The 23705-nt window shown below is 62.7% G+C and carries 23 protein-coding genes and 1 other RNA gene; 15 read left to right on the top strand and 9 right to left on the bottom strand.

Annotated features, from left to right (window positions below; genetic code table 11):
• Nucleotides 1–2 precede the first annotated feature (2 nt).
• The 5 genes from EFR00_RS25780 to EFR00_RS25760 all read right to left on the bottom strand — a co-directional run bounded on the left by EFR00_RS25780 (nucleotide 3) and on the right by EFR00_RS25760 (nucleotide 2905).
• Nucleotides 3–371, bottom strand: coding sequence for a VOC family protein (locus EFR00_RS25780; protein ID WP_009996075.1), 369 nt, complete (start codon nucleotides 369–371; stop codon nucleotides 3–5).
• 134 nt (nucleotides 372–505) lie between these two features.
• Nucleotides 506–766: a hypothetical protein gene (locus EFR00_RS25775; RefSeq protein WP_077995076.1), complete on the bottom strand. Its 261-nt coding sequence runs from the start codon at nucleotides 764–766 to the stop codon at nucleotides 506–508.
• Nucleotides 767–838: 72 nt separating this feature from the next.
• Nucleotides 839–1534, bottom strand: coding sequence for a helix-turn-helix transcriptional regulator (locus EFR00_RS25770; protein WP_010054335.1), 696 nt, complete (start codon nucleotides 1532–1534; stop codon nucleotides 839–841).
• Between the two features lie 4 nt (nucleotides 1535–1538).
• Nucleotides 1539–2498: an NAD(+) diphosphatase gene (gene nudC / locus EFR00_RS25765; RefSeq protein ID WP_077995077.1), complete on the bottom strand. Its 960-nt coding sequence runs from the start codon at nucleotides 2496–2498 to the stop codon at nucleotides 1539–1541.
• Nucleotides 2495–2905, bottom strand: coding sequence for an HIT domain-containing protein (locus EFR00_RS25760; RefSeq protein ID WP_077995078.1), 411 nt, complete (start codon nucleotides 2903–2905; stop codon nucleotides 2495–2497). The genes nudC and EFR00_RS25760 overlap by 4 nt, the downstream gene beginning before the upstream one ends.
• Nucleotides 2906–2994: 89 nt before the next feature.
• Here EFR00_RS25760 and ffs point away from each other — a divergent pair.
• From ffs to EFR00_RS25745, 3 genes are all read left to right on the top strand, one after another.
• Nucleotides 2995–3091, top strand: an RNA gene (gene ffs, locus EFR00_RS25755) — signal recognition particle sRNA small type.
• A 45-nt stretch (nucleotides 3092–3136) separates the two neighbouring features.
• Nucleotides 3137–5017, top strand: coding sequence for a DNA polymerase III subunit gamma/tau (locus tag EFR00_RS25750; protein ID WP_077995079.1), 1881 nt, complete (start codon nucleotides 3137–3139; stop codon nucleotides 5015–5017).
• Between the two features lie 22 nt (nucleotides 5018–5039).
• A complete protein-coding gene (locus EFR00_RS25745; protein WP_039617209.1) occupies nucleotides 5040–5363 on the top strand; it encodes a YbaB/EbfC family nucleoid-associated protein in 324 nt (107 codons plus the stop codon).
• A gap of 75 nt (nucleotides 5364–5438) precedes the next feature.
• Here the strand turns inward: EFR00_RS25745 and EFR00_RS25740 are convergent, their stop codons facing one another.
• A complete protein-coding gene (locus EFR00_RS25740) occupies nucleotides 5439–6056 on the bottom strand; it encodes an MOSC domain-containing protein (RefSeq protein ID WP_179363855.1) in 618 nt (205 codons plus the stop codon).
• Nucleotides 6057–6113: 57 nt separating this feature from the next.
• Between EFR00_RS25740 and recR the strand changes: the two genes are divergently transcribed.
• Together recR and EFR00_RS25730 are read left to right on the top strand one after the other, a co-directional pair.
• Complete coding sequence (recR, locus tag EFR00_RS25735; RefSeq protein ID WP_038686067.1) at nucleotides 6114–6719, top strand: recombination mediator RecR; 606 nt, start codon at nucleotides 6114–6116, stop codon at nucleotides 6717–6719.
• Between the two features lie 185 nt (nucleotides 6720–6904).
• Nucleotides 6905–8176, top strand: a complete 1272-nt coding sequence (locus tag EFR00_RS25730) for a lytic murein transglycosylase (RefSeq protein WP_077995081.1) — start codon at nucleotides 6905–6907, stop codon at nucleotides 8174–8176.
• A 6-nt stretch (nucleotides 8177–8182) separates the two neighbouring features.
• Here the strand turns inward: EFR00_RS25730 and EFR00_RS25725 are convergent, their stop codons facing one another.
• Both EFR00_RS25725 and EFR00_RS25720 read right to left on the bottom strand, forming a co-directional pair.
• Entirely contained in the window at nucleotides 8183–8638 is a 456-nt protein-coding gene (locus tag EFR00_RS25725; RefSeq protein ID WP_077995082.1) for a GNAT family N-acetyltransferase, read from the bottom strand.
• Between the two features lie 8 nt (nucleotides 8639–8646).
• A complete protein-coding gene (locus EFR00_RS25720) occupies nucleotides 8647–10278 on the bottom strand; it encodes an MFS transporter (RefSeq protein ID WP_077995083.1) in 1632 nt (543 codons plus the stop codon).
• 233 nt (nucleotides 10279–10511) lie between these two features.
• Between EFR00_RS25720 and rimP the strand changes: the two genes are divergently transcribed.
• The 10 genes from rimP (at nucleotide 10512) to EFR00_RS25670 (ending at nucleotide 22804) form a co-directional block, all read left to right on the top strand.
• Nucleotides 10512–11117, top strand: coding sequence for a ribosome maturation factor RimP (rimP, locus tag EFR00_RS25715; protein WP_038686061.1), 606 nt, complete (start codon nucleotides 10512–10514; stop codon nucleotides 11115–11117).
• A gap of 60 nt (nucleotides 11118–11177) precedes the next feature.
• The gene (nusA, locus tag EFR00_RS25710) at nucleotides 11178–12779 is read left to right on the top strand and encodes a transcription termination factor NusA (protein WP_038686059.1); all 1602 of its coding nucleotides are present in this window, start codon (nucleotides 11178–11180) and stop codon (nucleotides 12777–12779) included.
• Nucleotides 12776–13468, top strand: a complete 693-nt coding sequence (locus tag EFR00_RS25705) for an RNA-binding protein (RefSeq protein WP_086155853.1) — start codon at nucleotides 12776–12778, stop codon at nucleotides 13466–13468. Before nusA ends, EFR00_RS25705 begins: the two co-directional genes overlap by 4 nt.
• Before the next feature lie 102 nt (nucleotides 13469–13570).
• Complete coding sequence (infB, locus tag EFR00_RS25700; RefSeq protein WP_038686055.1) at nucleotides 13571–16312, top strand: translation initiation factor IF-2; 2742 nt, start codon at nucleotides 13571–13573, stop codon at nucleotides 16310–16312.
• Between the two features lie 160 nt (nucleotides 16313–16472).
• A complete protein-coding gene (gene rbfA / locus EFR00_RS25695) occupies nucleotides 16473–16877 on the top strand; it encodes a 30S ribosome-binding factor RbfA (RefSeq protein ID WP_009993666.1) in 405 nt (134 codons plus the stop codon).
• 12 nt (nucleotides 16878–16889) lie between these two features.
• A complete protein-coding gene (gene truB / locus EFR00_RS25690) occupies nucleotides 16890–17822 on the top strand; it encodes a tRNA pseudouridine(55) synthase TruB (RefSeq protein WP_038686051.1) in 933 nt (310 codons plus the stop codon).
• A 76-nt stretch (nucleotides 17823–17898) separates the two neighbouring features.
• Nucleotides 17899–18750, top strand: a complete 852-nt coding sequence (locus tag EFR00_RS25685) for an alpha/beta fold hydrolase (protein ID WP_077995084.1) — start codon at nucleotides 17899–17901, stop codon at nucleotides 18748–18750.
• 150 nt (nucleotides 18751–18900) lie between these two features.
• Nucleotides 18901–19170 (top strand): 30S ribosomal protein S15, encoded by a 270-nt coding sequence (gene rpsO / locus EFR00_RS25680; protein WP_029531690.1) that lies wholly within the window; start codon nucleotides 18901–18903, stop codon nucleotides 19168–19170.
• Between the two features lie 348 nt (nucleotides 19171–19518).
• Nucleotides 19519–21657, top strand: coding sequence for a polyribonucleotide nucleotidyltransferase (gene pnp, locus EFR00_RS25675; RefSeq protein ID WP_038686047.1), 2139 nt, complete (start codon nucleotides 19519–19521; stop codon nucleotides 21655–21657).
• Nucleotides 21658–21787: 130 nt separating this feature from the next.
• Nucleotides 21788–22804, top strand: a complete 1017-nt coding sequence (locus EFR00_RS25670) for a class I SAM-dependent methyltransferase (protein ID WP_009993662.1) — start codon at nucleotides 21788–21790, stop codon at nucleotides 22802–22804.
• A 94-nt stretch (nucleotides 22805–22898) separates the two neighbouring features.
• Here the strand turns inward: EFR00_RS25670 and fabI are convergent, their stop codons facing one another.
• Nucleotides 22899–23705: an enoyl-ACP reductase FabI gene (gene fabI / locus EFR00_RS25665; protein ID WP_039617187.1), complete on the bottom strand. Its 807-nt coding sequence runs from the start codon at nucleotides 23703–23705 to the stop codon at nucleotides 22899–22901.

Below are 23705 nucleotides of genomic sequence, written 5' to 3'. Positions count from 1 at the left end.
TATTATTTATCCGGCTCGCAGACGCGCAGCCGATGCCCGTCCGGATCGAGCACCACGAAGGTCGGGCCAAAATCCAGCTCCGTCAGTTCCTGGGCAATCGGCAAACCCCGTTGGCGCCAGTCTTCATACTGCCTGGCGACGGCATTTTCCCCCGCCACCATGAAGGCCACTTCGCCGCGGTTGCCGATGGCGGAGGGCTGCGGCTCGACCTTGCTGCGCCGCCAGAGGCCGAGCGTGAAGCCGCCGTCGAGCGGGAAGGCGACGAAATTCGGGGCTTCCACGGCCGGTTCGCGGTTCAAGAGATTCCGGTAGAAGCTGGCGCTTTCGCCGGGATCCTTGACGTAGAGGATAATCAGATTGGGGCTGCTCATTTCGGTTCTCCTGTTGCTGCCAATTGGGGCACCGCGAGAGATCGCCTGCTGCCAATTCATGGCAGCAGGAAGCTGAGCGCGCTGCGAAAGCACGCCCCGTCCTCGACCGGCGGTGTGGATAATGATCGGATAGTCTAAAGCGAAAAACGGCTCTCGCGGCGCGGGCCGCGTCCATCCATGAAGCCGAGGTCGCGCTTGCGGCAATCCGGTGCAGCCTCGAGATCGAGGCTGGTGTGGTTTGCACTGCGAATCCGAAAGATGTTCATGACCAGGCGCAGAAGGCCGGAGTGCGCGGGCTGCCCGACATCGGCGAAGGTTTCGGCCGAAATGACATCGGCAAAGGCGTCAACTGCAAAACGGTCGCTGGTCTGGCGGATGAATGAAGACGTTGCCATGATCGGTACTCCTTTCTTAGTGGATTGAGACTGATCATAACGCCAACTGCTGACAGTTTATGGCAGCAGCGATCACCTCTCGATCGGCACGTCCTGCGTCTCGCGCCACTCCTTGAGAAGCACTGTGCGGCGGCGCGGATAACGCACCTCATGCAGTGCCATGTCGATGATGCGATCGGTGCGGAAATGGCGAAAATCCTGGCGCAGCTCGCACCAGGCCATGAGGACGCGCACGTGCTCGAAATAGCCGAGCGCGAAAGGCCAGACCCGGCGGCGCGAGATCCGGCCCTGCTCGTCGCCGTAATGCAGTTCGAGAATACGCTCCAGGCGGATCGCCCTGCGGATGGCCGAGACATCCGCGCTGTCCTCATCCCGGCGTTTGGGGCCGACGAAGAGAGCGGCCGAATCGATCATGTCGCGCATGTCGTCCGGCAGAACGGCGGCGATCTTGGCCAGAGCGTCGGCGCCGGCACCGGCAAGACGCGGTTCAGCGGCGCGGGCGACCCAGCGCGAGCCGAGCACCAGTGCCTCGAGCTCCTCCTCGGAAAACATCATCGGCGGCAGCATGAAGCCGGGCTTCAGCACATAACCGATGCCGGCTTCGCCTTCGATCATCGCGCCCTGGGCCTGCAGGCTGGCGATATCGCGATAGAGTGTCCGCAGGCTGACGCCGGTCTCCTGAGCGAGCACGGTGCCGGTCACCGGCCGCCGATAACGCCGAAGCGTCTGGAGCAGCGTCAGGAGCCGTTCCGAACGGGCGACGGGCATGGCACTAGCGCTTCCACTCCACCCAGTCGCGCATCAGGCGATGGGCGATCGCTCCTTTCGGCGGCGATGCCTTGCCATTGGCGCCGGGGCGCTCCAGCATTTCGAGCGTCTCTTCGCGAGTGAACCAGCGGCAATCCTCGAGCTCCGTCTCATCCCGTTTGATCTCGGTGGATTTCGCCTCGGCGTAACAGCCGATCATCAGCGAATGCGGCATCGGCCAGGGCTGCGAGGCGTGATAGCGGATGCGACCGGTGCGGATGCCCGATTCTTCCAGCGTTTCGCGGCGCACCGCATTCTCGATGGTCTCACCCGGCTCGACGAAGCCGGCAAGACAAGAATACATGCCGGGCGAAAAATGCGGGCTGCGGCCGAGCAGGCAGAGGTCGCGGCTCTCATCGATCGTCAGCATGATGACGACGGGATCGGTGCGGGGAAAGATCATGTGCTCGCAGGCGGCACAGACACGCTTGTAACCGCCGATATGAATCTCCATCGCCGAGCCGCAGCGGCCGCAGAAGCGGTTGTCGCCGTTCCAGCGGATGAGGCTTGCAGCCTGGGCGAATTCGCCAAGCAGCACCTCATCGATCAGCATTTCGCGAAACAGCGTGCGGCCGTCGGCGGGCTTGTATTGGCTGGCGAGATCCTCGACGTCGATGCCGACGGGCACGGCAAGGCGCGGCTCGCCTGATTTGCGGTAGCCGAGAAGCACCGTCTCATCCCAATCCGGCTGCAGTTCCTGCAGCTCGTAGCGGGCAAAGAGCGGATCGAGCACCTGGCCGTCATGCTTCAGCACCAGCTTGTCCCTGGCGAAGGCGAAGATATGCGTGCCTTCCCTGGCTAGCGCCTTTTCGACCGACTGTTCGTCGCGATGTTCGGAATCGCGATTGAGGTCGTTGGCGGCAAAGGCGGTGAGATTGCTGGGTTCCGGATGCGGCACGTCCGAATCGAAAAGCGAATGACTCATGATGAAAGGGCTTCCCGCAGCTTCGCTATGAATTCGTCTCTCTTCCCGTCCTCGTAGGGCTCAGCTCGCCCGAAGCCCCAGACAGGACCCGGCCAGTTGGCATCGCCTTCGAAGCGGGCAATGACATGAACATGAAGCTGGCGGACGATGTTGCCAAGAGCCCCGACATTGATTTTTGTCGCCCCGGTAATCTGCTTGAGCGCTTTGGCGACGAGCTCCGTCTCGAAGGCGAGCAGCACCTGGTCGAGCGGCGTCAGCTCGAAGATTTCGGTGATATCGGCCCGGCGCGGCACGAGAATGAGCCAGGGCCAGCGGGCATCCCTCGACAATCTCAGATCACAGAGGCCTGTGACCATGACGCTGATGCTGTCGTTTTCCAGCCGGGGGTCAAGCGAAAAGCCGTTCAAGGGACATTCCTCCTGTCTTTTCCAACGACTAGCAGTTTTTTATCATGTTGGCTTGCTTTTGATGACGATATTGCCGATATGTGCATCCGGGAGGTTGGTGGTGGACGAGCCACTCGCCAACCGGGTCAGGTCCGGAAGGAAGCAGCCCTAACGAGCCCGGCACGGGTCATCGTGCCAGCCTCCCACCTTCTCTTTACGAAGTGCCCGACGATCCGGGCGACAAGCAGGGCGATGAGCGACACCGAGCGACAATCAAAAGATGCCGCCTCGACGGGCACCGGATACCGGGTGCTGGCTCGCAAATACCGCCCCAAGGATTTCACGGACCTGATGGTCGGCCAGGAGCCGATGGTCCGCACCCTCACCAACGCCTTCGAAACTGGCCGCATCGCGCAGGCCTACATGCTGACCGGCGTGCGCGGCGTCGGCAAGACGACGACGGCACGCATCCTGGCGCGGGCGCTGAACTACAAGACATCAGAGATCGACAAGCCGACGATCGACCTTCGTGTGCCCGGCGAACACTGCCAGGCGATCATGGAAGGCCGGCATGTCGACGTGATCGAGATGGACGCCGCATCCCATACCGGCATCGACGATATAAGAGAGATCATCGAGCAGGTGCGTTACCGGCCGGTTTCGGCGCGCTACAAGGTCTATATCATCGACGAAGTGCACATGCTGTCGACGCAGGCCTTCAACGGGTTGTTGAAGACGCTCGAAGAGCCGCCGGAACATGTGAAGTTCATCTTCGCCACCACCGAAATCCGCAAGGTGCCGATCACCGTGCTGTCGCGCTGCCAGCGCTTCGACCTGCGCCGCATCAGCGCGTCGGACCTCGTCGGACTGTTTTCGACGATCGCGGCCAAGGAAGGCATCGAGGCGGAAGCGGACGCGCTGGCGATGATCGCGCGCGCCGCCGAGGGCTCGGCCCGCGACGGCCTGTCGCTGCTCGATCAGGCGATCGCCCATGGCGCCGGCGCCGTGCAGGCGGAAGCCGTGCGCGGCATGCTCGGCCTTGCCGACCGCGCCCGGATCGTCGATCTCTTCCAGCATATCGTCAAGGGCGATGTCGCCGGCGCCCTCGGCGAATTCCAGAGCCAGTACGAGGCCGGCGCCAATCCGGTCGTGGTGCTGACCGATCTTGCCGATTTCACCCATCTGGTGACGCGGCAGAAATATGTGCCGGATGCGGCAAACGATCCTTCGCTCAGCGAGATCGAGCGCACGAAAGCGGCTGAATTCGCCAAGGGCGTTGCGGTGACGACGCTGTCGCGCATCTGGCAGATGCTACTGAAGGGTATTCCCGAAACGGAAGGCTCGTCACGCACGGCAGGGGCCGCCGAAATGGTGCTGATCCGGCTGGCGCATGCGGCGCATCTGCCGGCTCCCGAGGATGCGGCGCGGCGGCTTGCCGAATTTTCCGGCGACAATGCCGGTCCGCGCCCCGCCTCCCCGCCTTCCGGCAATGGCGGCGGCAGCGGAACCCGGGTTCCCTATCAAAGCAGTGTCACGGCCCGCGCTCCTGAAATCTCACCGAGCCCGCCGCAGCCGTCCGCACCGGTGGCGATGCTACGCGCCGTGCCGAGCAGCCAGCCGGAGACGATGCCTGTCGGGAGAATTGAGACGAAACCGGCTGAGGCACCGAAGCCGCTCGTCCGGGTCAATTCGATCAGCGATATTGTCGACCTTGCCGCCGAAAAGCGTGACGTCAAGCTGAAGGCGCTGGTACGCAACTTCGTGCGGCCCGTGCGCATCGAGCCTGGCCGGTTGGACGTGAATCTCACCGAGGGCGCGCCTGGCACGCTGCTGAACGAGCTTGCCGTCAAACTCAAGGAATGGACAGGCATCCACTGGATCGTCAGCACCAGCCGCGAAGAAGGCGGGCCGACGATGGTGGAGGCGGAGGCCAAGGCGCAGCAACAACGGGTCAGCGATGCGCGCCAGGACCCCGATGTCGCGGCCATTCTTGCGCAGTTTCCGGGCGCCAAGATCATCGACGTGCGCGTCAGGGCGCCGACGCCGGAGGAGGAGGCGGAAGAGATCACACCGCCCGCTGTCGCCGAATCCGAAGAAGGTGATATCCTGCCCGGCGACGACATAGAATTCTAAGGTTTCAAGAAGGAGCGAGACGATGCGCGACATCATGGGCATGATGGGCAAAGTCAAGGAAATGCAGGCCAAGATGGAGCAGATGCAGGCGGAGATCGCCGAGCTCACCGCCGAAGGCAAGGCCGGTGGCGGCCTCGTCACCGTCGTCATCTCGGGCAAGGGTGAGCTCAAGAGCCTGAAGGTCGACCCGTCGCTCTTCAAGGAGGACGATGTCGAAATCCTCGAGGACCTGATCGTCGCCGCCCATAAGGACGCCAAGGACAAGGCCGAGGCTCTCGCCGCTGAAAAGACCAAGGCGCTGACCGCCGGCCTGCCGATCCCGCCGGGCTTCAAGCTGCCGTTCTGATAGCAGGCAATTCGAATTCCGGTTACGTCGCTCAGTGCGGCTATTGCGCTCGCGTTGCGCGGAAGAAAACCGTTCTCAGCGCTGCATTTCCAGCTTCGCCCGCAGCTTGTAGTGAATGGGAGCGGCGAGATATCGCGCCCGGTCCGCCTCCGAAAGCCGTCGGCCGAAGGTTTCCATCACCTCCGGCATCATGACCCTTTCTCCGGGAAAGGGTTGGTGCTCAACCGGCATTCGGGCTTCGGCGATGCCGCCGCGGATGACGCGGCAATAGATTCCAGGGCGGGCGGCATCGGTATAGCGCTTGACGAATTTCGGATCGGCCATCCTGGCGGCGAAGGTGGCGCAGGGAATGCGGCATGACGTGACTTCGAGGACGAGATCGCCTGATGAGAAGCGGTCGCCGACAGCGGCGTCGCGGTTGTCGAGATCCGCGATCACCATGTTTTCACCGAAGGTGCCGGGCTCGTAGGGGCGGCCGAGTTGCTGCGCCCACCAGTCGATCGTCAGCGATCCCTCGACATAAACTGCCTGATCGACGCCGCCATGATGTTTGCGGTTGCAGATGGCGTCGCCGACGAGACCTTGAGCATCGATCATCACGGCGCCGTTGACGGCATGTTTGAAAATGCCGGTCTTGTAGCTCTTGCCGGCGAGCCTTTCCGGATTGCCGGTGCAAAGCGCCAGGATTTTCATGGGGCAGCCGATCCTCCGACGATTCCGTTTTCGTTGCATATCAGTTAAGAACGGCGCATGGCAAAACGAGTCACCGGCCCCGAGATCGAAAAACTCATCCAGCTTCTGGCAAAGGTGCCGGGCCTCGGGCCGCGCTCGGCCCGCCGGGCGGCACTGCATCTGATCAAGAAGAAGGACCAGCTGCTGGGGCCGCTGTCGAATGCGCTGGGCGAAGCCTATGACAAGGTGAAGATTTGCTCGCGCTGCGGCAATGTCGATACTGTCGATCCTTGTACCGTCTGCACCGATACGCAGCGCGATCAATCCATCATCATCGTCGTCGAAGATGTCTCCGACCTCTGGGCGCTGGAGCGGGCCGGCGCGATGAACGCCGCCTATCACGTTCTCGGCGGCACGTTGTCGCCGCTCGACGGGATCGGGCCCGATGATCTCAATATCCGCGGGCTGATCGACCGGATCGGCGAAGGCGGCATCCGCGAGCTGATCATCGCCGTCAACGCCACCGTCGAGGGGCAGACGACGGCACACTACATCACCGACCAGCTGCAGGGGCTCGACGTCAAGATCACGCGGCTGGCCCATGGCGTGCCGGTCGGCGGTGAACTCGATTATCTCGACGAGGGCACGCTGGCGGCGGCGCTACGGGCGCGGACGGTGATATGAGAGGCTTACGTATGTTGCATGGCACCCCCCTCTGCCCTGCCGGGCATCTCCCCCACAAGGGGGGAGATCGGCAAGATGCACCGGCCCCGCGAAATCCTAATCGTGAGCCAAGCGGCTCCGCTCCCCTGCCGCGTTTGATTGGGGCAACAGCGTGCCCCCAGCCGATCTCCCCCCTTGTGGGGGAGATGTCCGGCAGGACAGAGGGGGGTGTTCCACGAGGCCTGCGAATACTCGCATTGGCGATAATGACGGCCCTACTTCCTCTCCCCTCCTATGCAGCCCCTTCGAAAGCCGATGTCGAAGCGCAGTTCGAAAACTGGGTGCAGAAGGACCTCTGGCCGCAAGCGAAGGCAGGCGGCATTTCCGAGAAGACTTTCAAGGCCGCATTCTCCGGCATCACGCTGAACTGGAACCTGCCCGATCTCGCCCCGCCCGGCTTCCCGCCGCCGAAGGAGCAGAAGCAGACGCAAGCCGAATTCTCCTCGCCAGGCCCCTATTTCAACGAGGACCATCTGAAGAGGCTTGCCGCAACCGGGCGCGGCTTTGCCGGGCAATATGGCTCGACGCTGAAACGGATCGAGAAGACCTATGGGGTGCCGGGGTCGATCGTGCTGGCCATCTGGGGCCGGGAGACCGGCTTCGGCGCGGCGAAGATCCCGAATTCGGCGATCGAGGTGCTGGCGACCAAAGCCTTCATGTCGACCCGCAAAGAAATGTTCCGCACCGAGCTGGTGGCGGCCCTGCATATTCTCGACGGCGGTGACGTGACGCCCGCTGATTTCAAGAGCTCGTGGGCCGGCGCGCTCGGCCAGCCGCAATTCATGCCGACAAGCTATCTGAAATATGCGGTGGATTTCGACGGCGACGGCCACCGCAATATCTGGACCTCGGTGCCGGACACACTCGCCTCGATTGCCAATTACCTGGTCAAGAAGGGCTGGCGGCGCGATCGTGACTGGGGCTTCGAGGTCTCGATCCCGGAGGCAGTCTCCTGCGCGCAGGAGGGTCCAGACCTCGCGAAGCCGCTTTCGCATTGGGCTTCGCTCGGCATCGCGCGCATCTCCGGCAAGGACTTTCCCGCAAGCGAGATGAAGGCTGAGGGCATGATGCTGGTGCCGGCAGGCCGCGACGGGCCGGAATTCATCGTCACGCCGAATTTCTACATCATCAAGGAGTACAACAACTCCGATCTCTACGCGCTCTTTATAGGCAATCTCGCCGACCGGATCGGCTCCAACGGCGGCGCCTTCCAAGGCAGATGGGGCGATGTCGGCAAGATGCTGCGTTCGGATGTCGCCGCCATGCAGAAGGCGCTGGAGCGGCAGGGCTATGATGTCGGCGGTTCCGACGGCCTGCCGGGTTACAAGACGCGGCGTTCGATCGGTCAGTGGCAAGCGAAGAACGGCATGAAGCCGACCTGCTTTCCGGAGGCCACGATGAAAGGCAAGCTGAAGTAGCCGTTTTCAGAGACTGCGCTTCAGCCCTTCATGGCTCGCGAGGAAGCCGAGCTTCTCGTAGAAGCGGATCGAATCCGTGCGCGCCTTGTCCGATGTTAGCTGCACGATACCGCAGCCGCGCTCGACACATTGGGCGATCGCCCATTCGATGAACTCGGAGCCGAGGCCGGAGCCCCGGAAATCCCGCGCGATTCGCACGCTTTCGATCTGCCCGCGCCACATGCCCGCCCTCGACAGGCCGGGAATGAAGCTCAGCTGTAGGCAGCCGACAACTTGATCGTCCGCATCGCTTGCCACGGCGAGCATCTGGTTGGCATCCGCCTCGATTGCGGCGAAAGCGGAGAGATAACGCGCATCGACGGGATCCGAGACGACCTCCCTGGCGCTGCCGAGATCGTCATCGTCCAAAAGCCGGACGATCTCGGCAAGATCGGACCGGCGGGCGAGCCTGAAATTGTACATGCCTCTCCTCAATGATGCAGATCGATCGGCGCCTTGTGGAAGACATCGTCGCCCGGCGGGATGGCCTGACGCTCGATCATACGATGAACATGGGGCGGGCCTTCGCCGCGGTGAAGGGCGCGCAGCCTGTCGATGTTTTCCGCATCGGCCTGGGTGCGCCGCTGGTTGTGTCTGATGTATTCGACCCAGGTCGGCGTATGGTAGCTTTCCGTCCACAGCCCGGGATTTTCGAGATCACGCATCAAGGCCCAGTGCCTTGCGCCGTCGCGGATACGGATGCGGCGCCGCTCGCCCATCAGCGCCATGAATTCGGCAAGGTCGGCATCGGCGATCTCGTAGCCGACCTGGATGACGATCGGGCCGCTGCGCGGCGTGATGTCGAGGCTGAGCGCAGGCGCGGTGAAGCGGTTCAGCGGATCGAGATTGAGCGAGGCGAAGGCCGGCATCGAAAACCGCAAACCGATCGCAATGCCGAGCAGCATGACGACGGATGACATCAGCAGCGCATCGGCGACGCCGTAGCGATCGGCGGCCACGCCCCAGAGCCAGCTGCCGCCGGCAATGCCGCCGAAGGTGACGGTCTGATAGAGCGACAGCGCGCGGCCGACGACCCAGCGCGGCGTCGAGAGTTGGACGATGGTGTTAAAGAGCGACAGCGCGGAGACCCAGCAGGCGCCGGCGACGAGCAGCCCTGCTGAGGTGAGGACGGCACTTGGACTAACGGCCGCGATGATGGCGCTCAGCGCAAAGCCGGCAAAGGCCAGCCGGATGATCATCTCGCTGGAAAACGCTTGGCGAATTCGCGCACTTAGCACCGCGCCGCCGATCGCGCCGATGCCGAAAGCGCCGAGCATGAAGCCATAGGTCAGCGGCCCGCCGGCAACCAGATCGAGGGCGACGATCGGCAGCAGCGCCAGAATCGAACTGGCGCCGATGCCGAAGATGAGCCCCCTGACCAGGACCTTTTCGAGGTTGGGGGACATCGAGACATAACGCAGGCCGGCGAAGATGGCGCTGGCGAGCGCCTCGCGCGGCAGGGTCGAGACCGGCGTGTTTGGCCGCCAACGCGACAGTGCATAGATCAATGGTAGGTAACTCAAAGTATTCACCGCGAAGGCCGCGGCAGCGCCTGCGGCCGCCACGATCGCGCCACCGATCGCCGGGCCAACGCTGCGGGTGATGTTGAAACCCATGCTGTTCAAGGTGACCGCGCCCGGCAGATCCGCGCGCGGCACCATGTCGCCGACCGAGGCCTGCCAGGAAGGATTGTTGAGCGCCGTGCCGCAGCCGATCAGGAAGGTGAAGAAGAGCAGCAGCCAGGGCGTGATCCAGCCGAGAAGCGCGCAAGCCGTCAGCAGGGCCGAGACCGTCAGCATCATGCACTGCGCCGTCAGCATGACGCGGCGACGGTCGTAATTGTCGGCGAGCGCCCCGGATATCAGCGAAAACAGCATGATCGGCAGCGCCGTCGAGGTCTGAACCAGCGCCACCATATCTTCCGAAGCGGTGATCGTCGTCATCATCCAGGCAGCGCCCACCGCCTGGATCAGGCCGCCGAAATTCGAGGAAAGGCTCGCAACCCATATGGCGCGATAGGTCTCGTGCCGCAAAGGCGCCAATGTCGACGAAGTATACGCCACGATTCCTCCCGTTTTGCCGTCCGGCCCCAAGGCAATATATGCGCAAGACCGAGGCTGGCCATAGACGCATCCACGCCCTGACAAGCGAATTGGCTGAGACCTTGCAATTTCGTAAAAACCGGACTATATGCGTCTCAAATTCTTGATCGCTTGATGAAGAGTGGGCCGCAAGGACCCGCTCTTTTTTATTAGCGCGATCGCCCGAACAGCAGAAATTGCGAGGAGCGCACCGCTTGTCGGACATGACAAACGCAGACAACGAAGTTGAGCCGCGACTGATTACCGAAACTGGGCTCGACCAGCGTCTTGCCGATATCATCGAACCCGTGCTCGTCGGCATGGGCTTCCGGCTGATCCGCGTGCGCATGTTGAACCAGAACGGCATGACGATGCAGGTGATGGCTGAGCGCAACGACGGGACGATGACGGTTCAGGACTGCGAAGAAGTCTCGATGGCGATTTCTCCCGTCCTCGATGTGGAAGATCCGATCGATAAAGAGTATCATCTCGAGGTGTCTTCGCCCGGCATCGACCGTCCGATGGTGCGGAAATCCGACTTCGTCCGCTGGCAAGGCCACCTGGTGAAATGCGAGACGTCGATCATGATCGGCAATCGCAAGCGTTTCCGTGGCAAAATCGTCGAAGCGGACGCGGATGGTTTTACGCTTGAGCGCGACCAGATCGCTTATGGGGAAGAGCCGAAAGTCTCCATTCCCTTCACGGCGCTTAGCGATGCGAAGCTCATTCTGACTGACGATCTGATCCGCGATGCATTGCGCGCCGACAAGCTGGCTAAAGCGCAGGCCGCCAACCAGAACGAAGCGGACGAGCAGGAATAACCGATTAACAGACCGCTCCCAGGGACGGGAACCCCGGAGTAAAGACGGAGAAACAAGACAATGGCAGTCAGTGCGAACCGGCTCGAACTTCTGCAGATCGCAGATGCAGTGGCGCGCGAAAAGGTCATCGACCGCGAGATCGTGCTTGCCGCAATGGCCGATGCCATTCAGAAGGCGGCACGCTCGCGTTACGGCACCGAGTCCAACATCCGCGCCGACATCAATCCGAAGACCGGAGAAATCCGGCTGCAGCGCCTGCTCGAAGTCGTCGACAAGGCCGAAGATTATTCGACGCAGATCCCGCTCGAGCTCGCCCGCGACCGCAACCCGGACGCCGCACTCGGCGATTTCATCGCCGATCCGCTGCCGCCGATGGATTTCGGCCGTATCGCCGCACAGTCCGCCAAGCAGGTGATCGTGCAGAAGGTGCGTGAAGCCGAACGCGATCGCCAGTTCGACGAATTCAAGGATCGCGTCGGCGAAATCGTCAACGGCACCGTCAAGCGCGTCGAATACGGCAATGTCATCGTCGATCTCGGCCGTGGCGAAGGCATCATCCGCCGCGACGAAATGATCCCGCGCGAAAACGTGCGCTATGGCGATCGCGTCCGCGCCTATGTCTATGACGTCCGCCGTGAGCAGCGCGGCCCGCAGATCTTTCTGTCGCGCACGCATCCGCAATTTATGGTGAAGCTCTTCACCATGGAAGTGCCTGAAATCTACGACGGCATCATCCAGGTGAAGTCGGTCGCCCGCGATCCGGGCTCGCGCGCCAAGATCGCCGTGATCTCGAACGACAGTTCGATCGATCCGGTCGGCGCCTGCGTCGGTATGCGCGGTTCGCGCGTTCAGGCCGTCGTCGGCGAGCTTCAGGGTGAGAAGATCGACATCATTCCGTGGAGCCAAGATCCGGCGACCTTCGTCGTCAACGCCCTGCAGCCGGCCGAAGTCGCCAAGGTCGTTCTCGACGAGGATGCCGAGCGGATCGAAGTCGTCGTTCCCGACGAGCAGCTGTCGCTTGCGATCGGTCGCCGCGGCCAGAACGTTCGCTTGGCGTCGCAGCTGACCGGCTGGGACATCGACATCATGACGGAGGCCGAGGAATCGGAACGCCGCCAGAAGGAATTCAACGAGCGCACCAACCTGTTCATGGATTCGCTCGACGTCGACGAGATGGTCGGCCAGGTTCTGGCCTCGGAAGGCTTCGCCGCCGTCGAGGAACTCGCTTATGTCGATCTCGACGAAATTTCTTCGATCGACGGATTCGACGAAGATACGGCGCAGGAAATCCAGACCCGCGCCCGCGAATTCCTCGAGCGTCTCGAAGCCGAGATGGACGAGAAGCGCAAGGCGCTCGGCGTTCAGGACGAGCTGCGCGAAATCGACGGCATGACCGCCCAGATGATGGTGGCGCTCGGCGAAGACGGCATCAAGTCGATCGAGGATTTCGCCGGCTGCGCCGCTGACGATCTCGTCGGCTGGACGGAACGCAAGAACGGCGAAACGAAGAAGTTCGAAGGCCTGTTCTCGAAATTCGACGTCTCGCGCGTCGAGGCCGAACAGATGATCGTCCAGGCTCGGCTTGCGGCCGGCTGGATCACCGAAGAGGACCTGGCGAAGGGGACCGAAGAAGAGGTCACCGAAGCCGAACAGGAAGCATGATGACCACGCATGAGCCGGACGCTCTTCCTGAGGACGACGATCTTGCAGGTTATGACGTGAACGGACGCATGTGCATCGTGACGCGTGAAAGCGGATCGCCGGATGAGCTGATCCGCTTCGTCGCGGCTCCCGACGGAACCGTCGTCGCCGACCTGAAGCGCGAGCTTCCGGGACGCGGATGCTGGGTGAAAGCCGACCGGTCGCTGGTCGACAAGGCGGTGGCGAAGAAGCTCTTCGCCCGCGCGCTGAAAAGCGATGTGAAGGCTGCAGACGATCTCGGCGCGAATGTCGACCGGCTGCTGGCGGCGCAATTAATGCAGATGATGAACATGGCGCGCAAAGCCGGCCAGTTCATCAGCGGCTCCGCGAAAGTGGATGCCGCAGTGAGAAGCGGAGCAGCCCTTGCGGTGTTCCACGCGACTGAAGCAGCGGACGACGGAGTCCGGAAAATCGACCAGGCCCGCAAGGCCTGGCACCTCGGAATGGAGACCGAGGAGGAGATACCTTCCTACCGCTTCTTCTCGGAGAGCGAAATGGAAGGCCTGATGGGCCAGAATGCTTTTATCCATGCCGCAGTGCTTGCAGGGCAGGCGGGTGAAGGTGTAGTGAAGCGCGCAAAGATGCTCGAACAGTACCGTATTGGCGGTCAGTCCCGGGCAGCGGGCGGCGCTGGCCGGCAAAAACAATGAGACGGTCACCGGCATCGGCCGGTCTCATTCTCATTGATCGACAGTATTTGAACGACAGGGTCTGATCTCGTCATCGCTCCCTGTCCGAAGGAACGGGAACGAATGACCGATAGTAACGACGACAAGACACTCAGCGTAACGGGCAAGAAGACGCTTACCCTGAAACCATCGGGGATGAGCCAGGGCACCGTTCGCCAGGATATGGGTCGGGGTCGCACCAAAGCGGTCGTGGTCGAGACCCGCAAGCGGCGCCCGATGCGCCCGGAAGACGAAAAGCCGATCACGCCCGCTGCCCCCGCGGCCCCGGTGCGCGCAGCCGAACCGGCGCCGGCGCCCGTTCAGGCGCGTCCGCCGCAGCCGACGCCTGCACCGCGGGTTCATCAGCCGGGCAACAGCCAGACCAATCAGCGTCCGCAGCAGTCCTATCAGCCGCAGCGCTCGAACGATCGTCCGCGCCCTGTCGTGCTGAACCATCTGTCGCCGGAAGAGATGGACGCCCGCCGCCGTGCGCTTGCCGAATCCCAGGCGCGTGACGCACAGGATGCGATCCGCCGCGCCGAGGAAGACAAGCGCCGCGCCGCCGAGGAGATTGTCCGCAAGGCAGCCGAAGCAGAAGAAGCCGCCCGCAAGGCAGCCGAAGAGGCTGCCCGGCAGGCCGAGGCACCCGCTGTCGCTGAACCGGCAGCCGCTGAGGCAGCACCGGCTCCCGTCGCCGCCGAAGCTCGTTCGGACGCTCCGCGGCCTGCTGCTGCACGCCGGCCTGATGCTGCAGCCCCCGCTGCCGCCCGTCCGGCGCCAGGCGCCGCCGCGCCGGCCGGTGCCCGTGGCCGTCGCCCTGAAACGGAAGACGAAGATCGTGGCGCAGCACGCGGCGGTCCCGCCCGTGGCCGCGTCGTTCGCCCCGAACCCGCAAAACCGGTGACGACGCGTCCGAAGACGGATGAAGAGCGCCGCCGCGGCAAGCTGACCATTACCACCGCCGACGCGGACGGCGACGACAACGCCCGCGGCCGTTCGCTTTCGGCAATGCGCCGCCGGCAGGAGAAATTCCGCCGCAGCCAGATGCAGGAAACGCGCGAGAAGATCTCCCGCGAAGTCGTCCTGCCCGAAACCATCACCATTCAGGAACTGTCGCAGCGCATGTCCGAACGCGCCGTCGACGTCATCAAGTACCTGATGAAGGAAGGCCAGATGATGAAGCCGGGCGACGTCATCGACGCCGACCTTGCGGAACTCATCGCCGGCGAATTCGGCCATACTGTCAGACGCGTGTCGGAGTCCGACGTCGAACTCGGCATCTTCAACGTCTCCGACGAGGCCGGCGAACTGGTTTCACGCCCGCCCGTCGTCACCATCATGGGCCATGTCGACCACGGCAAGACCTCGCTGCTTGACGCCATCCGCCATGCCAATGTGGTTTCCGGCGAAGCCGGTGGCATCACCCAGCATATCGGCGCCTATCAGGTGGAGCAGAACGGCCAGAAGATCACCTTCATCGACACGCCAGGCCACGCCGCGTTCACGGCGATGCGTGCCCGCGGCGCGCAGGCTACCGACATCGCAATCCTGGTCGTTGCAGCCGACGACAGCGTGATGCCGCAGACGATCGAATCGATCAATCACGCCAAGGCGGCTGGCGTTCCGATCATCGTTGCGATCAACAAGATCGACAAGCACGAGGCCGATCCGCAGAAGGTCCGCAACCAGCTGCTGCAGCACGAAGTCTTCGTTGAAACCATGGGCGGTGAAGTGCTCGACGTCGAGGTTTCGGCCAAAACAGGCAAGAACCTCGACAAGCTGCTCGAGGCGATCCTGCTGCAGGCCGAAATTCTCGACCTCAAGGCCAATCCCGACCGGACGGCGGAAGGCACCGTTATCGAAGCCCAGCTCGACCGCGGCCGTGGTTCAGTCGCGACTGTGCTCGTCCAGAAGGGCACGCTGCGTCCGGGTCAGATCATCGTCGCCGGCGATGTCTGGGGCCGTGTGCGTGCGCTGGTGACGGACAAGGGCGACCATGTGAAGGAAGCAGGTCCCGCGACTCCGGTCGAGGTCCTCGGTCTTTCCGGCACGCCGCAGGCAGGCGACAAATTCGCTGTCGTCGAAAGCGAGAGCCGCGCCCGCGAAATCTCGGAATACCGTCAGCGTCTTGCCCGCGACAAGGCGGCTGCCCGCCAGTCTAGCCAGCGCGGCTCGCTGGAACAGATGATGATCCAGCGCCAGAGCGCCGGTATCAAGGAGTTCCCGCTTGTCATCAAGGGCGACGTGCAGGGCTCGATCGAAGCGATTGCCGGCGCGCTGGAGAAGCTCGGCACCGATGAAGTCCGCGCCCGCATCGTCCATTCAGGCGCAGGCGGCATCACCGAGTCGGACATCTCGCTCGCCGAAGCTTCGAACGCCGCCATCATCGGCTTCAACGTTCGCGCCAATGCGCAGGCACGCCAGTTCGCCGAACGCCAGGGCCTCGAAATCCGCTACTACAACATTATCTACGATCTCGTGGATGACGTGAAGGCGGCGATGTCGGGCCTGCTGTCGCCGGAACGGCGCGAAACCTTCATCGGCAATGCCGAGATCCTGGAGGTGTTCAACATCACCAAGGTCGGCAAGGTCGCAGGCTGCCGTGTCGTCGAAGGCAAGGTCGAGCGCGGGGCAGGCGTCCGCCTCATCCGCAACGACGTCGTCGTCCACGAAGGCAAGCTCAAGACCCTCAAGCGCTTCAAGGACGAAGTCTCCGAAGTGCCCATGGGCCAGGAGTGCGGCATGGCCTTCGAAAATTACGAGGACATGCGCGTCGGCGACGTCATCGAGTGCTTCCGCGTCGAACACATCACGCGCACGCTCTAACCGCCAGGCGCCTCGCGCAACAACAGCTTTCCAGAAGCCATCCGCCAGCCGGCGGATGGCTTCTGGTATCTGGCGGCCTTGACCTTTGCAGCCAAAAGAGTCATGGACGCTCTCCTTTGACGGGTTCGATTCCCAGCCGCATCGGCAAACAGAGATAACAATGACCAGACCAACATCCTCCGCGCCTTCGCAGCGCATGCTGCGCGTTGGCGAACAGGTCCGCGCCGCGATCACCCAGGTATTGCAGCGCGGCGAAGTGCGCGACGACATCATCGAGGCAACCGTGATCTCAATCTCGGAAGTGCGTATGTCGCCCGACCTCAAGATCGCCACCGCTTATGTGACGCCGCTCGGCGTTTCCGACCACAGCATCGTCATCGAGGCGTTGAACCGCCATGCGAAGTTCATCCGCGGCCGGCTCGGACCGCAGCTCCGGCAGATGAAATACATGCCGGAGGTGCGTTTCCGCGACGATACCAGCTTCGACAATTACAAGAAGATCGACGAGCTCTTGCGTTCGCCCGAGGTGAGCCGCGATCTCGACGGCGACAACGACGAACAATAACAGAAGAGACGCATGTCCAAACCACGCAAACCCAAGGGCCGGCCGATTTCCGGCTGGCTGATCCTCGACAAGCCGGTGGATTTCGGCTCGACGGAAGCCGTTTCCAAGCTCAAATGGCTCTACAAGGCGCAGAAGGCCGGCCATGCCGGCACCCTCGACCCGCTTGCCTCCGGCATGCTGCCGATCGCGCTCGGCGACGCGACCAAGACCGTTCCCTATGTGATGGACGGTCGGAAAATCTATGAGTTCACCGTCAGCTGGGGCGAGGAGCGCGCTACCGACGATCTCGAAGGCGATGTGACCCAGAGCTCGGAAAGACGCCCGACCGAGCAGCAGATCCGCGATATCCTGCCCCGCTATATCGGCACGATCAGCCAGGTGCCGCCGCAGTTTTCCGCCATCAAGATCGCAGGTGAACGCGCCTATGATCTGGCCCGCGACGGGGAAGCCGTCGAGATTCCCTCACGCGAAGTTGAGATATTCCGGCTGACCCTGCTTGCCTGCCCGGATGCGAATACCGCGCATTTCGAAGTAGAATGCGGCAAGGGCACTTATGTCCGGGCGCTTGCACGCGATTTCGGCCGCGAGCTCGGCTGCTACGGCCATATATCGGGCCTGCGGCGCACTTTCGTCGCGCCTTTCCAGGAAGAAGCCATGGTGCCGCTTGCCAATCTCGTGGCGCTCGAAGCGATCGAGGACATGGATGAGCGGCTCGCCGCCCTCGACGCATTGCTGATCGACACATGCGAGGCGCTTTCCGCCCTGCCTCACCTCGTCATCAACGACGACCAGGCGCACCGGCTGAAGATGGGCAATCCGATCCTGGTGCGCGGCCGCGATGCGCCGATTGCCGAAAGCGAAGCTTATGCTACGGCTCGCGGCAGGCTGATCGCGATCGGCGAGATCGGCCAGGGCGAGTTTCGCCCAAAGCGGGTTTTTGCCTGAGTTTACAGCTGACGGTTGCCATGCGGTGGCGATGCGATATCTTCCTTTCCGGCCATAACGGCCCGAGGGGAGAATTATGCGCGCAATCGCAATTGCAATACTGACGTTCTTTTCGATGGTCCTGACCGTCGCCGGCGCGCAATCCGCCGAGCGCTGGGCCGAGCTTCCGGCCTTTCCTGCCATGCCGGCGCCGAAGGTGAGCGGCATGGCCGATGTGAACGACATCAAGATGTATTATGCCGAATATGGTGAAGGCGATCCGATCCTTTTCATCCATGGCGGCCTTGGCAATACCGGCGTCTGGGGTCGCCAGATCGCCGAATTCGCCAGGGATCATCTGGTCATCGTTGCCGACAGCCGCGGTCACGGCCGCTCGACGCGCAGCCAGCAGCCTTTCGGCTACGATCTGATGACATCGGATTATGTCGCCCTGCTCGATTATCTGAAGATCGACAAGGTGACGCTCGTCGGGTGGTCGGACGGCGGCATCATCGGCATCGACATGGCGATGAGATATCCGGAAAGGCTGACGCGGGTCATTGCCCAGGCTGCCAATGTCACCACGGACGGCGTCAAGCCGGACGTCCTGAGCAACAAGACCTTCAACGAATACATCAAAGTCGCCGGCGAGCAATACCGGAAGCTGTCGCCGACACCGAACGAATACGACGCCTTCGTTACGCAGATTTCGCAAATGTGGGCGACGCAGCCGAACTGGACGGCGACGGAGCTTGGCAAGATCACGCTGCCGGTCACGCTTGCCATCGGTGATCATGATGAGGCCGTAAAGCTCGATCATACCGAGATGATGGCGAAAGAAATTCCGGGCGCAAAGCTCGTCATCCTGAAAGACGCCAGCCATTTCGCCATGCTGCAGGATCCTGCAGGCTATAATGCGATGATCCGTGACGCGATGACGGGCCGCTGAAAGCTGCTGCGGGGCTCCCTCTTTCCATCGCTGCTTATTTGGTTTATAGGCAGCGCCAGCATCGGGTACGCCCGATTGCATTCGCGGCCAAAGCTGGACGGCATCCCGGCTTTTGGCGACTTCTTCTCCTCTCATAGAAAGGACCATCCGATGTCGATCACTGCTGAGCGCAAGGCTGCGCTGATCAAGGAATACGCAACCGCCGAAGGCGATACCGGTTCTCCGGAAGTCCAGGTCGCGATCCTGACCGAGCGCATCAACAACCTGACCGAACACTTCAAGGACCACAAGAAGGATAACCATTCCCGCCGTGGCCTGCTGACGATGGTTTCGAGCCGCCGCTCGCTTCTTGATTATCTCAAGAAGAAGGATGAAGGCCGCTATTCCAAGCTGATCTCCAGCCTGGGTATCCGCCGCTAAAATTGTCCGGCGGGCGCTTTCGAGCGTCCGCCGGATCTGTTTCGGACGATGTTCCGATGAAATGTTCCGGCCGCGCCCTATCTCAAGCGGAGGAACGACCGGCAGACCCGGATGGGCCGGTTCTGCCAAACCAACCGCTGACCTGTCATGGGGCAGGATTGCCGGATGCTTTCGGCCAGAGCTTCTCGAAGCTTTGGCCCGGTTTTCCCGGGAACAAGGGTTCCTGAGGAAGCTGAGACGAAAAGCCTCTCGTTGTCTTGCCCGTGATACGTCGCATTGATTGCGGTCGACTGTGCGCTGCGCCCTGATATCGGCGATGGCGCGTGCTCCCGCATTGAAGGACAAGATATGTTTGATACACACACCGTGGAAATCGAGTGGGCCGGCCGCCCGCTGAAGCTTGAAACCGGCAAGATCGCCCGCCAGGCCGATGGCGCGGTTCTCGCCACCTACGGCGAGACCGTCGTTCTCGCCACCGTCGTTTCGGCCAAGGCGCCGAAGCCCGGCCAGGACTTCTTTCCGCTGACCGTCAACTACCAGGAAAAGACCTACGCAGCCGGCAAGATCCCTGGCGGCTATTTCAAGCGCGAAGGACGCCCGAGCGAAAACGAGACCCTCGTTTCCCGCCTGATCGACCGCCCGATCCGCCCGCTCTTCCCGGAAGGCTACAAGAACGACACCCAGGTCGTCGTCACCGTCATCCAGCACGACCTTGAAAACAACCCCGACATCCTGTCGATGGTCGCGACCTCGGCAGCGCTGACGCTCTCCGGCGTTCCCTTCATGGGCCCGGTCGGCGGTGCGCGCGTCGGCTACATCAATGGCGAATATGTTCTTAACCCGCATCTCGACGAGATGGACGAGTCGAGCCTCGACCTCGTCGTCGCCGGCACCTACGACGCCGTGCTGATGGTCGAATCCGAAGCCAAGGAACTGCCCGAGGACGTCATGCTCGGCGCCGTCATGTTCGGCCACAGGGGTTTCCAACCGGTTCTCGATGCGATCATCAAGCTCGCCGAAGTTGCCGCCAAGGAGCCGCGCGACTTCCAGCCGGAGGACTATTCCGCGCTCGAAAGCGAAATGCTCGGCCTGGCGGAAGCCGAATTGCGTGAAGCCTACAAGATCACCCAGAAGGCCGACCGCTACGCCGCCGTCGACGCCGTCAAGGCAAAGGTGAAGGCGCATTTCCTCCCCGAGGAAGGCGAAGCCAAGTACACGGCCGAGGAAGTCGGCGCGATCTTCAAGCACCTGCAGGCCAAGATCGTCCGCTGGAACATCCTCGATACCAAGAGCCGTATCGACGGCCGCGACCTCGAAACCGTTCGTCCGATCGTTTCGGAAGTCGGTCTTCTGCCGCGCACCCACGGTTCGGCGCTGTTCACCCGCGGCGAAACCCAGGCGATCGTCGTTGCCACGCTCGGCACCGGCGAAGACGAACAGTATGTCGACAGCCTGACGGGCATGTACAAGGAGCGCTTCCTGCTCCATTACAACTTCCCGCCTTACTCCGTCGGCGAAACCGGCCGCATGGGCTCCCCGGGCCGCCGCGAAATCGGCCACGGCAAGCTTGCATGGCGCGCCATCCGTCCGATGCTGCCGTCGGCCGAGCAGTTCCCATACACGCTGCGCGTCGTCTCCGAGATCACCGAGTCGAACGGCTCGTCCTCGATGGCAACCGTCTGCGGCACCTCGCTCGCCCTGATGGATGCCGGCGTTCCGCTTGCCAAGCCGGTTGCCGGCATCGCCATGGGCCTGATCCTCGAAGGCGACCGCTTCGCCGTTCTCTCCGACATTCTCGGTGACGAAGACCACCTCGGCGACATGGACTTCAAGGTTGCTGGTACGGCCGACGGCATTACCTCGCTGCAGATGGACATCAAGATCGCCGGCATCACCGAAGAGATCATGAAGGTCGCGCTCGGCCAGGCCCAGGGCGGCCGCAAACACATCCTCGGCGAAATGGCCAAGGCCATTACCGAAAGCCGCGGCCAGCTTGGCGAATTCGCGCCGCGCATCGAAGTCATGAACATTCCGGTCGACAAGATCCGCGAGGTCATCGGCTCTGGCGGCAAGGTCATCCGCGAAATCGTCGAAAAGACCGGTGCGAAGATCAACATCGAGGACGACGGCACCGTCAAGATCGCCTCCTCTTCCGGCAAGGAAATCGAAGCGGCCCGCAAGTGGATCCACTCGATCGTTGCCGAGCCTGAAATCGGCCAGATCTACGAAGGCACGGTTGTCAAGACCGCCGACTTCGGCGCCTTCGTCAACTTCTTCGGCGCCCGCGACGGCCTCGTCCATATCTCGCAGCTCGCTTCCGAGCGCGTTGCCAAGACGCAGGACGTCGTCAAGGAAGGCGACAAGGTCTGGGTCAAGCTGCTCGGCTTCGACGAACGCGGCAAGGTTCGCCTGTCGATGAAGGTCGTCGACCAGGCCACCGGCCAGGAGATCGCGAACGAGAAGAAGAAGGAAGAAGCGGCCGAATAAGCCGCGTCTCCCAGATTGAATTCCGGGCGCGGGAATCTTCCGCGCCCTTTTTGTATCCTGGTTTTGCGCATGTCGTAGTCGCAAAACCGCTGCACAATTTTGCCCGACACGCTTTAACGAGACGAGACCCATGAGCCGCGAGACGCTGAAGACCCTGTTCCATCCCTTTGCCAGCGGCACAGTCGAGGCGCCCGGCGAGGGCGAGCGCGTGCTCTTTCTCGGCGCCGAGGCAGGCTTTCAGCTGCCCGAAGGCTTTGCCGCCTCGCTCAGCGCCGTCCAGGGCTTCCGGCCGCTCTACCGGCAGCTTCTGGCGCAGCGGATCGACGCCAAGCCGGAGATCGACGGCGAGGATTATGACGCCGCACTCGTGCTCTGCACCAAGCACAAGGGCGAGAACGAGGCCAATCTCGCCGCTGCGATCGCCCGCACGCGGACGGGCGGCCTGATCGTCGTTGCCGGGGCCAAGGAAGACGGCATCCAGCCGCTGCGCAAGCGCCTGGAAGGGTTCGGCCTCGCCATCGACCATATGCCGAAATATCACGGCGTCGCCTTCTGGTTCGGCCGGCCGGCCGATGCCGGCGACATCGTTTCCAAGCTGGCGAAAGCGCCGGTGCGCGTCGACGACCGCTTCCATGCGACGGCAGGCATGTTCTCGCATGACCGTGTCGATGCCGGATCTGAGCTGCTCGCCTCGCGCCTGCCGCAGGATTTTACCGGCGACGTTGCCGACTTTGGCGCGGGATGGGGTTATCTCTCTGTCGAGATGGCGCAGAGATCGCGCGGACTGGGGCGCCTTGACCTTTATGAAGCCAATCACGCGGCCCTGGAGGCTGCGCGGGACAATATGGCGGAGAACTGCCCGAACGCGCCTGCGCGCTTCTTCTGGCACGATCTGGCGGGCGAGCCGGTCAAGGACAAATACGACCTCGTCATCATGAACCCGCCCTTCCATGAGGGCCATGCCGCCGAGCCGTCGCTCGGCCAGGCGATGATCAAGACCGCCGCAACCGCCCTTCGCGGCGGCGGCCGACTGCTGCTGGTCGCCAATCGCGGCCTGCCCTACGAGCCGGTTCTGGCGGCGGAATTCAGGGAAAGCGGTGAAACCTGCCGCAATGCCCGCTTCAAGGTGTTGTGGGCGAAGAAATAAGGCTCAGGCCTCGAACCGTTCTTTCATCGATCGCAAGAAAATAGGCCGTGCGCATCATCTGCGCACGGCCTTTGAGCTTCCTATCGGGTGCCGTTTACTCGACGTCTGCCCTGCGCAGCGTATCCAGCGTCGGCATCGAGGTGATGTTGAAGCCGGCGTCGACGAAGTGAATTTCGCCGGTGACGCCGGCGGAAAGGTCCGAGAGCAGGTAGAGCGCCGAGCTGCCGACCTGATCGATCGTCACGGTCTTGCGCAGCGGCGCATTGCGCTGGTTCCAGGAGAGGATCGCGCGCGCATCGGAGATGCCGGCGCCTGCAAGCGTGCGGATCGGGCCGGCGGAGATGGCGTTGACGCGGATGCCACGCGGGCCGTAATCGGCGGCGAGATAGCGCACCGAAGCCTCGAGCGCTGCCTTGGCGACGCCCATGACGTTGTAGTTCGGGATGACGCGCGTCGAGCCATTGTAGGTCAAGGTCAGCATCGCGCCGCCGTCTTCCATCAACGGCGCGCAGCGCTTGGCGATCTCGGTGAAGGAGAAGCAGGAAATGACCATGGTGCGGCTGAAATTCTCGCGCGTCGTATCGGCGTAGAGACCCTTCAGCTCGTTCTTGTCGGAAAAGCCGATGGCATGAACGATGAAATCGAGCTTGCCCCAGCGCTGTTCGATCGCATCGACCAGGCTATCGACCGAGGCGATGTCCTCGACGTCGCAGGGCAGCACGAAATCCGAGCCGACTTCGGCGGCAAGCGGCTTGACGCGCTTGCCGAGCGCTTCGCCCTGATAGGTGAAGGCGAGGTCCGCACCCTCAGCGGCGAGAGCCTTCGAAATTCCCCAGGCGATCGAGTGGTTGTTGGCGACGCCCATGACGAGGCCGCGCTTACCCTGCATGATTCCAGTCAT

It is taken from the genome of Rhizobium sophoriradicis, from assembly GCF_003939025.1.
GTDB lineage: Bacteria > Pseudomonadota > Alphaproteobacteria > Rhizobiales > Rhizobiaceae > Rhizobium > Rhizobium sophoriradicis.
This window is presented reverse-complemented; position numbering and strand designations above follow the sequence as displayed.